This is a genomic window from Kitasatospora indigofera, assembly GCF_014655955.1.
Taxonomy (GTDB): Bacteria; Actinomycetota; Actinomycetes; order Streptomycetales; family Streptomycetaceae; genus Kitasatospora; species Kitasatospora indigofera.
Genome location: NZ_BNBO01000024.1, coordinates 90,483 through 102,444, shown reverse-complemented (window position 1 = coordinate 102,444; position 11,962 = coordinate 90,483). Strand labels below are relative to the sequence as shown.

The window sequence follows — 11,962 nt, the reverse complement described above, 5'->3', positions numbered from 1 at the left end:
TGACGGATTATCGGGGCGATTCGAGCAGCTCGGCCGTCCCGGTGTGCCGGCTCCCGCGCATTGGATAGCATCGCGGCGACACGGGGTTCGGAACGCTAGGGGGCGTACGGAATGAGCGAGGACGTGGCACGGGGCGTGGCGGGGGACGACACGACGCACGGCCCTTCCGGCGAGCCGGCCCGGGACGGCGCCGGCGAGTGGGGAGCGGCCACCGGCAGCGGCTGGCAGTGGGCGCGGTCCGAGGACTGGCAGCCCCCCACCGAGCTGAACACCGAGGTGCCGCACCCGGCCCGGATGTACGACTACTACCTGGGCGGCAAGGACAACTTCGAGGCCGACCGCCGGGCCGCCGAGGCGGCCATCACGGCCTACCCGGCGCTGCCGCTGCTGGCCCGTACCAACCGTGCCTTCCTCGGCCGGGCGGTCACCTTCGCCGCCGGCCTCGGCATCCGGCAGTTCCTCGACATCGGCACCGGCATCCCGGCCGTCGGCTCCACCACCGAGGTCGCCCACCGGGTCGCCCCGGACGCCCGGGTGGTCTACGTGGACAACGACCCGATCGTGGCCACCCACGCCCGGGCCCTGCTGGCGGGCCACCGGGCCGGGCACACCACGGTGATGCAGGCCGACCTCCGGGACCCGGCCGCGATCCTCGGCGACCCCGGGCTGAAGCAGGCCGTCGACCTCGCCGAGCCGGTGGCGCTGATGCTGGTCGCCGTCCTGCACTTCGTCCGGGACGAGGAGGGGGTGGACGAGATCGTGGCCACCCTGCGCGACGCGCTCGCCCCCGGCAGCGCGCTGATCCTCTCGCACGGCAGCCCGGACTTCGTTCCCCAGGAGATGGCGGACGCCGGCGCCCGGGTCTACAGCAGGGCGAGCGCGCCGCTGGTGCTGCGCGAGCGGGCCCGGGTGGAGAGCTTCTTCGGCGACTTCGCGCAGGCCGAGCCCGGTCTGGTGCAGCTGCCGCTGTGGCGCGCGGACCAGGACGGGCTGCCGGAGGGCTGGCAGCAGGTCTCGGCGTACGCGGGCGTGGCCGTCAAGGCCTGAGCCCGGGGGTGGTCCGGGGCAGCTCGGCCCCGGACGGTGCGGCAGGCCCCGCGGGCCGCCCCGGCGGTTCCCGGCGGGGCGTTTCCCGGCGGGACGTTCCCGGCGGGGCCGGGGACACCTCCGGGCCACCCGGGCGGGGAGAAATTCCGGCGACAGCGGTTCGTCCGCGTGCTATTTTCCGGAACCATGAACCCGCTGGACGAGACCGAGATCCGCACGTCCTTCGTCAACTGCTCCAAGGGCGAGGCCCGCAGGCTCAATCTCCCCAAGGGCCTGGCCGAACTGCCCTGGGACGCCCTGGACTTCCTGGGCTGGCGCGACCCGGGCGCACCGGACCGCAGCTACCTGGTCGCCGAGCGGGACGGGCGGCCGGTCGGTGTCACCCTCCGGGTGCCCACCGTCCGCCGCAGCCTGAGCAGGACGAACGTCTGCTCGTTCTGCATCGCCACGCACGCGGGCTCCGGCGTCTCGCTGCTCACCGCCAGGCGGGCGGGTGCGGCCGGCCGGCAGGGCAACTCGGTCGGCACCTACATGTGCGCCGACCTGGCCTGCTCGCTCTACCTGCGCGGCCTCAAGAAGTCGGCGCTGGTCAGCCGGCCCGAGGAGTCGCTCTCGCTGGAGGAGCAGATCGCCCGGACCGTCACCAACGTGGACCGCTTCCTCGACCAGGTCCTCGACGCCGGCGTGCCGGTCTGAGCCGCCCGTCACCTGGGCCGCCCGTCCACCTGGGCGGTTCGTCACCCGTGCCGCCGTTCACCCGGGCCCGGCCGACCCGGCCGCCCGGCGCCGGTCACCAGCCGCGCAGCTGCTCGATGTCCCGCCGGTCGCGCTTGGTCGGCCGGCCGGTGCCGCGGTCCCGCTCGCCCGTCGGCACCCCGCTCTGCGGCGGCGCGGGCGGGCTGTTGTCGACGAAGCACTCGGCGGCCACCGGCGCCCCGACCCGCTTGCGCACCACCTGCGAGACCACCACGACCCGCTCGCGGCCGTCCTGGCGCAGCCGCACCTCGTCCCCGGCCCGGACGGCGTGCGCGGGTTTCACCCGCTCACCGTTCACCCGCACGTGCCCGGCCCGGCAGGCGGCCGCCGCCAGTGATCGCGTCTTGGTGAGCCGCACGGACCAGACCCAGCTGTCCACCCGTACGCTCCCCTCGTCAGGAGCCATGCCACCACTCTAGAGCGGCCCGACACCGTTCCGGGCGGGGCAGCGGGGCAGCGGGGCAGCGGGGCGGCCGGGCGGCGGGCCCGGCCGGTCCGCAGCTGAAGGAACGGCCGGATGCTCCCCGGCGCCGGCCGGTAGCCTGCCCGGATGAACCGGACACAGCGCGCGGCCGGAGCGGTCGTCGGCTCGGCGGTCGGTGACGCGCTGGGCGCCCCCTACGAGTTCGGGCCCGCCGGGGCCTTCTCCGAGCGGTTCCCGCCGGCGGCCGGGCCCGGCGGGATGCGGGCCGGCGGTGGCTGGGACGCCGGCGAGGCCACCGACGACACGCAGATGGCCGTGCACCTCGCCGAGTCCCTGCTGGAGCGCGGCGGGCTCGATCTGCCGGACGTCTTCGCCCGCTTCCGGCGCTGGGCGGCCGACGATCCCAAGGACATCGGTCTGCAGACCGAGGACGTCCTCACCAACGGCATGCCCTGGGACCTGGCCGCCGCCGTGCACTTCCAGGTCAACCTCCGCGCGGCGGGCAACGGTTCACTGATGCGGGCGGCCGGCTCCGCCGTGTACTTCGCGCCGGCCGGGCCGGCCGCCACCATGGACGCGGCCCGCCGGATCGCGGCTCTCACCCACGGCGACCGCGCGGCCTGGGAGGGCACCGCCGTCCTGCACGAACTCGTCCGGGTGGCCCTGGCCGACGGCGACCCGCTCGACGCGCTGCCGGCGACCCTCGCGCTGGTGGACGCCGAGCACCGGGAGCGGTACGCCGCCGTGCTCGCCCCGGACTGGCACCCCGGTCTGGCGACCGAGCCGAACGGTGCGGTCTGGCCCTGTCTGGGATCCGCGGTCTGGGCCCTGCGCGGCACCTCCTCGTTCCCGGACGCCCTGCGCGCCGCGGTGGACGTCGGCGGGGACACCGACACGGTCGCCGCGGTGACCGGCGCCCTCGCGGGCGCCCGCTACGGGTTCGACGCGATCCCGGCGCACTGGACGGAGCCGCTGCACGTACCCCTGCCGGGTGGTGGCGGCCGGGTGCTGCGGCTGCCCGAGCTGCTCTCCCTGGCGGAGCGGCTGGGCGAGGGGCCGCCCTCGCGGTAGGCCGGCGGCCGTTGTCGCCCGGGGCGCCGGAGTCAGTTCTCCTTGATCACCGAGAGGATGTTGCCCGCCGGGTCGGTGAACCAGGCGATGTCCGGGCCCGCCTCGCGGTAGATGCCCCGCTCGTCCGCCTCCAGCCCGGGGTAGCGCTCGAACCGGACGCCGCGGCGGCCGAGTTCGTCGACGGCCGCCTCGATGTCGTCCACCGGGAAGTTGAGCACGGTGAAGGTGGCCGGAGTGTGCTCCGGCTTGGGATAGACCAGCACGTCGGCGCCGCTGCCGAGGTGCAGGCGCAGCAGCCCGTCGGCCTCGGTGACGTCGACTCCCAGGGTCTCGCCGTAGAAGCTCCTGGCCTTGTCGATGTCGTCCACGGCGAAGCCGCTGAACGCCTTGCTCCGACCGAACATGGCTCACTCCTCGTCGGGCCCGGCCCGCGACGCGGCCGGCGGTCCGGGCGGTCGGCCTCTCCCTCCATGGTCCGCCCGCGGGGGTGGTCGCGCAGTCCGGCGGGCCCGCCCCGCGGGGGTGGTCCGGACGGCTCCCGGGGCCGGCCGGCGCGGTTCCGGGGTCGGGCCCGCGGCCCGTAGCCTGGGGACGGGAGCGTGATCACCGGGGAGAGGCGCCGGACAGGCTCCTTGCATGAATGTTCCGTGCTGCGTATATTCATGCCAAGTCCTAGGAGGGAACGTCATGGCATTGCGAGTCGCCGTCGCCGGAGCGAGTGGTTATGCGGGCGGTGAGGTCCTGCGCCTGCTGCTCGGCCACCCCGAGGTCGAGATCGGTGCGCTGACCGGCGGCTCCAACGCCGGGACGAAGCTGGGACTCCTGCAGCCGCACCTGCTTCCGCTGGCCGACCGCGTGCTGGAGCCCACCACCCCCGAGGTGCTGGCGGGGCACGACGTGGTCTTCCTCGGCCTGCCGCACGGCCAGTCCGCCGCCGTCGCCCAGGCGCTCGGCGAGGACGTCCTGGTGGTGGACTGCGGCGCCGACTTCCGGCTGAAGGCCGCGGCGGACTGGGAGCAGTTCTACGGCTCCGCGCACGCCGGCACCTGGCCGTACGGACTGCCCGAGCTGCCCGGCCACCGGGCCGCGCTCAAGGGCAGCAACCGGATCGCCGTCCCCGGCTGCTACCCGACGGCCGTCTCGCTGGCGCTGTTCCCGGCGTACGCCGCGCAGTTGGCCGAGCCCGAGGCGGTCATCGTCGCGGCCTCCGGCACCTCCGGCGCGGGCAAGGCCGCGAAGACGCACCTGCTCGGCAGCGAGGTGATGGGCAACGTCAGCGCGTACGGCGTCGGCGGTGCCCACCGGCACACCCCCGAGATGTCGCAGAACCTCACCCCGGTCGCGGGCGAGCCGGTCACCGTCTCCTTCACGCCGACCCTCGTCCCGATGCCCCGGGGGATCCTCGCCACCTGCAGCGCCAAGGCGAAGCCCGGGGTGACGGCCGAGGCCCTCCGCGCCGCGTACGCCGAGGCGTTCGCGGACGAGCCCTTCGTCCACCTGCTGCCCGAGGGGCAGTGGCCGCAGACCAGTTCGGTCTACGGCTCCAACGCCGCGCTGGTCCAGGTCGCCCTGGACGAGCACGCCGGGCGGATCATCGCGATCAGCGCGATCGACAACCTGGTGAAGGGCACCGCGGGCGGCGCGGTGCAGAGCATGAACATCGCCCTCGGCCTGCCGGAAGAGCTGGGCCTGCCCCTGAACGGAGTCGCACCGTGACGAACAACCCCACCATCGGCGTCACGGCGGCCAAGGGGTTCCGCGCCGCCGGCGTCACCGCCGGGATCAAGGCCTCCGGCACGCCGGACCTCGCCCTCGTGGTCAACGACGGGCCGTCGCTGGCCGCCGCCGGCGTCTTCACCTCCAACCGGGTCAAGGCCGCGCCGGTGCTCTGGTCGGAGCAGGTCCTCAAGGGCGGCCGGCTGTCCGCCGTGGTGCTCAACTCCGGTGGGGCCAACGCCTGTACCGGCCCGCTGGGCTTCCAGGACACCCACGCCACGGCCGAGAAGGTCGCCGAGGAGCTCAAGGTCAACGCCGGTGAGGTCGCGGTCGCGTCCACCGGCCTGATCGGCCTGCGGCTGCCGATGGACCTGCTGCTGCCGGGGGTCGGGCAGGCCGCCCGGGCGCTGAGCGAGGACGGCGGCGAGGCCGCGGCGATCGCCATCAAGACCACCGACAGCGTGCACAAGACCGCGCAGGTCACCAGCCCGGCCGGCTGGACGGTGGGCGGCATGGCCAAGGGCGCGGGCATGCTGGCGCCGGGCCTGGCGACCATGCTGGTCGTCCTCACCACCGACGCCGACGTCGACAGCGCCGGCCTGGACGGCGCGCTGCGCGCCGCCACCCGCACCACCTTCGACCGGGTGGACTCGGACGGCTGCATGTCCACCAACGACACCGTGCTGCTGCTGGCCTCCGGCGCCGCCGGGGCGGCCCCGGACGCGGCCGAGTTCGCCGAGGCCGTCCGGACGGTCTGCGCCGACCTGGCCCGGCAGCTGATCGGTGACGCCGAGGGCGCGAGCAAGGACATCCGGATCGACATCACCGGCGCGGCCACCGAGGACGAGGCCGTCGACGTCGCCCGGGTGGTGGCCCGCAACAACCTGCTGAAGTGCGCCATCCACGGCGAGGACCCGAACTGGGGCCGGGTGCTGGCCGCCATCGGCACCACCTCGGCGGCCTTCGACCCGGACCGCCTGGACGTCGCCATCAACGGGATCTGGGTCTGCAAGGACGGCAGCGTCGGCGAGGACCGCGACCTGGTCGACATGAGCGGCCGCGACGTGGTCATCACCGCCGACCTCAACGCCGGCCAGGCCTCGGCCACGGTGTGGACCAACGACCTCACCGCCGACTACGTGCACGAGAACAGCGCCTACTCGACCTGATCCCGCCGGCCCGGGGGCGGTCCCGCACCGCCCCCGCCCGAACCCACCACCGAGCCGGAGACGTACACCGTGCAGATCGCACCCAAGGGTGAACAGGCCCGCAACAACACCGCGTTGCCCAAGGCCCTCACCCTCATCGAGGCGCTCCCCTGGCTGGAGCGCTTCCACGGCAAGACCGTCGTCATCAAGTTCGGCGGCAACGCCATGGTCGACGAGGAGCTCAAGGCGGCCTTCGCGCAGGACGTGGTGTTCCTGCGCTACGCGGGCCTGCACCCGGTGGTCGTGCACGGCGGCGGCCCGCAGATCAGCGCCCAACTGGACAAGCTGGGCCTGGAGTCCAGCTTCACCAACGGCCTGCGGGTGACCACCCCGGAGACCATGGACGTGGTCCGGATGGTGCTGGCCGGCCAGGTCCAGCGCGAGCTGGTCGGGCTGCTCAACGGCCACGGCCCGTTCGCGGTCGGCATGACCGGCGAGGACGCGCACACCATGACGGCGGTCAAGCGCTACGCCCTGGTCGACGGCGAGCACGTCGACATCGGCCTGGTCGGCGACATCGTCAACATCGAGGCCGGCGCGGTGAAGGCGCTGATCGGGGACGGCCGGATCCCGGTGATCTCCTCGATCGCCCGCGGTACCGACGGCCACGTCTACAACATCAACGCGGACACCGCGGCCTCCGCCCTGGCGGTGGCGCTGGGCGCCGAGATGCTGGTCGTGCTGACCGACGTCGAGGGCCTGTACGCCGACTGGCCGAACTCCGACGACGTGATCAGCCAGCTCAGCGCGACCGAGCTGGAGGCCCTGCTCCCCGAGCTCGCCAGCGGCATGCTCCCCAAGATGGAGGGCTGCCTGAACGCCGTCCGCTCCGGGGTCGGCACCGCCCGCGTGCTGGACGGCAGGGTGCAGCACTCGCTGCTGCTTGAGATCTTTACCGATGAGGGCATCGGCACGATGGTCGTGCCGGACGACGACATGATGGTGACCGGGGGACTGGCATGAGCGGCAACGAGCAGCTGACCGGGCGGTGGCAGCACGCCCTGATGAACAACTACGGCACCCCGCGGATCCCGCTGGTGCGCGGCGAGGGCGCCAAGCTCTGGGACGCCGACGGCAAGCAGTACACCGACTTCATCGGCGGCATCGCGGTCAACGCGCTCGGCACCGCCCACCCGGCGATCGTGGCGGCCGTCACCGAGCAGATCTCCTCGCTCGGCCACATCTCCAACCTGTTCCTCGCCGAGCCCACGGTGAAGCTCGCCGAGCGGCTGATCGAGCTCTCCGGCCGGGACGGCCGGGTGTTCTTCTCGAACTCGGGCGCCGAGGCCAACGAGGCCGCGTTCAAGATCAGCCGGCTGACCGGGCGCACCCACCTGGTTTCCCTGGAGGGGGCCTTCCACGGCCGGACGATGGGCGCCCTCGCGCTCACCGCCCAGCCCGCCAAGCAGGACCCGTTCCGCCCGCTGCCCGGCGACGTCACCCACGTCCCGTTCGGCGACGTCGAGGCGCTGCGCGCCGCCGTCACCACCGAGACGGCCGCCGTCTTCCTGGAGCCGGTCCAGGGCGAGAACGGGGCCGTCCCGCTGCCGGACGGCTACCTCCGGGCGGCCCGCGAGATCACCCGGGCCACCGGCACCCTGCTGATCCTGGACGAGATCCAGACCGGCATCGGCCGGACCGGCCACTGGTTCGCCCACCAGGCCGTCGAGGGCGTCGAGCCGGACGTGGTCACCCTGGCCAAGGGCCTCGGCGGCGGCCTGCCGATCGGCGCGACCCTCGCCTTCGGCCCGGCCGCCGACCTGCTGCAGCCCGGCAACCACGGCACCACCTTCGGCGGCAACCCGGTGGTCTGCGCGGCGGCCCTGGCCGTCCTGGACACCATCGAGTCCGAGGGGCTGCTGGAGCACGTGCGCAAGCTGGGCGACCGGCTGCGCTCGGGCGTCGAGGCGATCGGCGACCCGCTGGTCTCGCACGTGCGGGGCGCCGGCCTGCTGCTCGGCATCGTGCTCACCGAGCCGGTGTCGGCCAAGGTCCAGGCCGCCGCGCAGGAGGCCGGGTTCCTGGTCAACGCGGCGGTGCCGGACGCGGTGCGCCTCGCGCCGCCGCTGGTGCTCACCGAGCAGGACGCCGACGCGTTCCTCGCCGCACTGCCCGCGATCCTGCGCTCGGTGCACCAGAGCGCCCCGCCCGCCGACGGCCGCGCGTAGTCCGGGAGAATCATTCATATGACCGCACCCCACTCCGGCCAGCCCGCCGCCGGGCCGACGTCACAGGTCCCGCAGACCCGTGCCGCGCGCCACCGGCGGATCGTGGACCTGTTGACCCGTCAGCCCGTGCGCTCGCAGAGCCAGCTCGCCAAGCTGCTCGCCGACGACGGACTGGTGGTCACCCAGGCCACCCTCTCGCGGGACCTGGACGAGCTGGGCGCGGTGAAGATCCGCAACCGGGACGGCGCGCTCATCTACGCCGTCCCGGCCGAGGGCGGCGACCGCACGCCGCGGGCGCCGATGGGGGAGTCGGCCAGCGAGGGCCGGATGGCCCGGCTGGCCGGCGAGCTGATGGTCTCGGCCACCGCCTCGGGCAACCTCGTGGTGCTGCGCACCCCGCCCGGGGCGGCGCAGTTCCTCGCCTCGGCGATCGACCAGGCCGAGGTGTTCGAGATCATCGGCACCATCGCCGGCGACGACACCGTGCTGCTGATCAGCCGCGACCCGGCCGGCGGCCAGGCGCTCGCCGACCATCTGATGCAGCTGGCGCAGGCCAAGGCGCAGTAGCGGCGCCCCTGCGGGCCCGCACCGCCGTTCTCCGGGGCCCGCCCCCACGCACCGGCACCGGTGCCCGGGGGCGGGGGTCCCGCCACGGCCCCTTCCTGGACCGCACCGGCACCCTCACCGGGCCGGTGTTTTGAAATCCATACGGACTCATGCATACTTATGCCTAGCACTGCATGGGACCGGCCCCCGGTGGACCCGCTCAGTCCGGAGTCCGCCGGCGCACCCCGCGTACCGCACACCCCGTTCGCACAGTTGTGAAGGAGAAAGCCGTGACCGAGCGCGTCGTACTCGCCTATTCGGGCGGTCTGGACACGTCCGTCTGCATCGGCTGGATCGCCGAGGAGACCGGCGCCGAGGTCATCGCCGTCGCGGTCGACGTCGGCCAGGGTGGCGAGGACCTGGACGCGATCCGCCAGCGGGCGCTGGACTGCGGCGCCGTCGAGGCTGAGGTGGCCGACGCCCGCGACGAGTTCGCGGACGAGTACTGCCTCCCCGCCCTCAAGGCCAACGCCCTCTACCAGGGCCAGTACCCGCTGGTCTCCGCGCTGTCGCGGCCGGCCATCGTCAAGCACCTGGTCGCCGCCGCGCAGAAGCACGGCGCCACCACCGTCGCCCACGGCTGCACCGGCAAGGGCAACGACCAGGTCCGCTTCGAGGTCGGCATCCAGTCGCTGGCCCCCGAGCTGAAGTGCATCGCCCCGGTCCGCGACTACGCGATGACCCGCGACAAGGCGATCGCCTTCGCCGAGGCGAAGAACCTCCCGATCGTCACCACCAAGAAGAACCCGTACTCGATCGACCAGAACGTCTTCGGGCGCGCCGTCGAGACCGGCTTCCTGGAGGACATCTGGAACGCCCCGATCGAGGACGTCTACGAGTACACCCAGGACCCGGCCGCCCCGCGTGAGGCCGACACCGTCGTCATCACCTTCGAGGCGGGCGTCCCGGTCGCCATCGACGGCCGCAAGGTGACGGTGCTGCAGGCCATCGAGGAGCTGAACAAGCGGGCCGGTGCCCAGGGCGTCGGCCGCCTCGACATGGTCGAGGACCGCCTGGTCGGCATCAAGTCCCGCGAGATCTACGAGGCCCCCGGCGCGATCGCCCTGATCACCGCCCACCAGGCCCTGGAGAACGTCACCGTCGAGCGCGAGCTGGCCCGCTACAAGCGGCAGGTCGAGCAGCGCTGGGCCGAGCTGGTCTACGACGGCCTGTGGTTCTCCCCGCTCAAGCGCGCCCTGGACGGCTTCATCAACGAGGCCAACCAGCACGTCTCCGGCGAGATCCGGCTCGTCCTGCACGGCGGCCGGGCCGTCGTCAACGGCCGCAGGTCGGACCAGTCGCTGTACGACTTCAACCTGGCGACCTACGACACCGGCGACACCTTCGACCAGTCGATGTCCAAGGGCTTCATCGAGATCTTCGGCCTCTCCTCGAAGATCGCCGCCCGCCGCGACCTCGCCTGAGCGACCCCGCTCGCACGGTCCCGGCTGCGCCCCGCAGCCGGGACCTCCCGCTACCCGTACCCCGTAAGCCCGGCAAGGAGCACACGCGATGTCGTCCGACCCCACCGCAGACGTCCGACTCTGGGGCGCCCGCTTCGCCGACGGCCCCTCCGAGGCGCTGGCCAAGCTCTCCGCCTCGGTGCACTTCGACTGGCGCCTCGCGCCGTACGACATCGCCGGGTCCAAGGCGCACGCGCGGGTCCTGCACAAGGCCGGGCTGCTGAGCGACGAGGAGCTGGCCGGCATGCTGGCCGGCCTGGACACGCTGCTCGCCGACGTCGAGTCCGGCGCGTTCACCGGCACCATCGCCGACGAGGACGTGCACACCGCCCTGGAGCGCGGCCTGCTGGAGCGGCTCGGGGCCGACCTCGGCGGCAAGCTGCGGGCCGGGCGCTCGCGCAACGACCAGATCGCCACGCTGTTCCGGATGTACCTGCGCGACCACGCGAAGATCATCGGCGGCCTGGTGCTGGACCTCCAGCACGCCCTGGTCGGACTCGCCGAGGCGCACCCCGACACCGCGATGCCGGGCCGCACCCACCTCCAGCACGCCCAGCCGGTGCTCTTCGCGCACCACGTGCTCGCCCACGTCCAGGCGCTCGGCCGGGACGCCGAGCGGCTGCGCCAGTGGGACACCCGCACCGCCGTCTCCCCGTACGGCTCCGGCGCGCTGGCCGGCTCCTCGCTCGGGCTGGACCCGCAGGCCGTCGCCGCCGAGCTGGGCTTCGAGCGCGGTTCGGTCGGCAACTCGATCGACGGCACCGCCTCGCGCGACTTCGTCGCCGAGTTCGCCTTCGTGACGGCGATGATCGGCATCAACCTCTCCCGGATCGCGGAGGAGGTGATCATCTGGAACACCAAGGAGTTCGGCTTCATCACGCTGCACGACGCCTTCTCCACCGGCTCCTCGATCATGCCGCAGAAGAAGAACCCGGACATCGCCGAGCTGGCGCGCGGCAAGTCCGGCCGCCTGATCGGCAACCTGACCGGGCTGCTCGCCACCCTGAAGGCGCTGCCGCTGGCCTACAACCGGGACCTCCAGGAGGACAAGGAGCCGGTCTTCGACTCCTGCGACACCCTTGAGGTGCTGCTGCCGGCCTTCACCGGCATGATGGCCACCCTCACCGTGCACCGCGAGCGCCTGGAGGAGCTGGCCCCCGCCGGGTTCTCGCTGGCCACCGACATCGCCGAGTGGCTGGTCAAGCAGGGCGTGCCGTTCCGGGTCGCGCACGAGGTCGCCGGCGCCTGCGTCAAGGTCTGCGAGGGCCAGGGCATCGAGCTGTCCGACCTGACGGACGAGCAGTTCGCGGCGATCTCCGGGCACCTGACGCCCGAGGTCCGCTCGGTGCTCAACGTGCACGGTGCGATCGCCTCCCGCAACGGCCGGGGCGGCACCGCGCCGTCCGCCGTCGCGGTCCAGCTGGCCGAGCTCAAGGCCGACCTGGCCCTCCAGCAGGAGTGGGTCCAGGGCTGACGTCCCGACCGGAGGGGGCGCGACGGGTG

12 protein-coding genes are annotated in these 11,962 nt (G+C 73.4%); 10 read left to right on the top strand and 2 right to left on the bottom strand.

Annotation, left to right across the window (positions count from 1 at the left end; genetic code table 11):
- Window positions 1-111 precede the first annotated feature (111 nt).
- Window positions 112-1,047: an SAM-dependent methyltransferase gene (locus IE329_RS21230; RefSeq protein ID WP_190212517.1), complete on the top strand. Its 936-nt coding sequence runs from the start codon at window positions 112-114 to the stop codon at window positions 1,045-1,047.
- Window positions 1,048-1,233: 186 nt separating this feature from the next.
- Window positions 1,234-1,743 carry an FBP domain-containing protein gene (locus IE329_RS21225; RefSeq protein WP_190212516.1) on the top strand — a complete coding sequence of 170 codons (510 nt, stop codon included), beginning with the start codon at window positions 1,234-1,236 and terminating at the stop codon, window positions 1,741-1,743.
- Between the two features lie 94 nt (window positions 1,744-1,837).
- On the opposite strand, the gene IE329_RS21220 is transcribed toward IE329_RS21225, so the two are convergent.
- Window positions 1,838-2,209 (bottom strand): RNA-binding S4 domain-containing protein, encoded by a 372-nt coding sequence (locus IE329_RS21220; RefSeq protein WP_073921526.1) that lies wholly within the window; start codon window positions 2,207-2,209, stop codon window positions 1,838-1,840.
- Window positions 2,210-2,353: 144 nt separating this feature from the next.
- On the opposite strand from IE329_RS21220, the gene IE329_RS21215 reads away from it, so the two are divergent.
- Window positions 2,354-3,298 (top strand): ADP-ribosylglycohydrolase family protein, encoded by a 945-nt coding sequence (locus tag IE329_RS21215; RefSeq protein ID WP_190212515.1) that lies wholly within the window; start codon window positions 2,354-2,356, stop codon window positions 3,296-3,298.
- A gap of 32 nt (window positions 3,299-3,330) precedes the next feature.
- Here IE329_RS21215 and IE329_RS21210 read toward each other — a convergent pair whose 3' ends face one another.
- A complete protein-coding gene (locus IE329_RS21210) occupies window positions 3,331-3,702 on the bottom strand; it encodes a VOC family protein (RefSeq protein ID WP_190212514.1) in 372 nt (123 codons plus the stop codon).
- A gap of 283 nt (window positions 3,703-3,985) precedes the next feature.
- Between IE329_RS21210 and argC the strand changes: the two genes are divergently transcribed.
- The 7 genes from argC to argH all read left to right on the top strand — a co-directional run bounded on the left by argC (window position 3,986) and on the right by argH (window position 11,933).
- Window positions 3,986-5,014: an N-acetyl-gamma-glutamyl-phosphate reductase gene (gene argC / locus IE329_RS21205; RefSeq protein WP_190212513.1), complete on the top strand. Its 1,029-nt coding sequence runs from the start codon at window positions 3,986-3,988 to the stop codon at window positions 5,012-5,014.
- A 14-nt stretch (window positions 5,015-5,028) separates the two neighbouring features.
- On the top strand, window positions 5,029-6,183 hold the full coding sequence (gene argJ, locus IE329_RS21200; protein ID WP_190212542.1) for a bifunctional glutamate N-acetyltransferase/amino-acid acetyltransferase ArgJ: 1,155 nt from the start codon (window positions 5,029-5,031) through the stop codon (window positions 6,181-6,183).
- A 69-nt stretch (window positions 6,184-6,252) separates the two neighbouring features.
- Entirely contained in the window at window positions 6,253-7,185 is a 933-nt protein-coding gene (gene argB / locus IE329_RS21195; protein ID WP_190212512.1) for an acetylglutamate kinase, read from the top strand.
- Entirely contained in the window at window positions 7,182-8,390 is a 1,209-nt protein-coding gene (locus IE329_RS21190; RefSeq protein ID WP_190212511.1) for an acetylornithine transaminase, read from the top strand. Before argB ends, IE329_RS21190 begins: the two co-directional genes overlap by 4 nt.
- Before the next feature lie 18 nt (window positions 8,391-8,408).
- Entirely contained in the window at window positions 8,409-8,957 is a 549-nt protein-coding gene (locus IE329_RS21185; RefSeq protein WP_073921522.1) for an arginine repressor, read from the top strand.
- A 269-nt stretch (window positions 8,958-9,226) separates the two neighbouring features.
- Window positions 9,227-10,420, top strand: coding sequence for an argininosuccinate synthase (locus tag IE329_RS21180; protein ID WP_190212510.1), 1,194 nt, complete (start codon window positions 9,227-9,229; stop codon window positions 10,418-10,420).
- An 88-nt stretch (window positions 10,421-10,508) separates the two neighbouring features.
- Window positions 10,509-11,933: an argininosuccinate lyase gene (gene argH, locus IE329_RS21175; protein WP_190212509.1), complete on the top strand. Its 1,425-nt coding sequence runs from the start codon at window positions 10,509-10,511 to the stop codon at window positions 11,931-11,933.
- The last annotated feature ends 29 nt before the right edge of the window (window positions 11,934-11,962 follow it).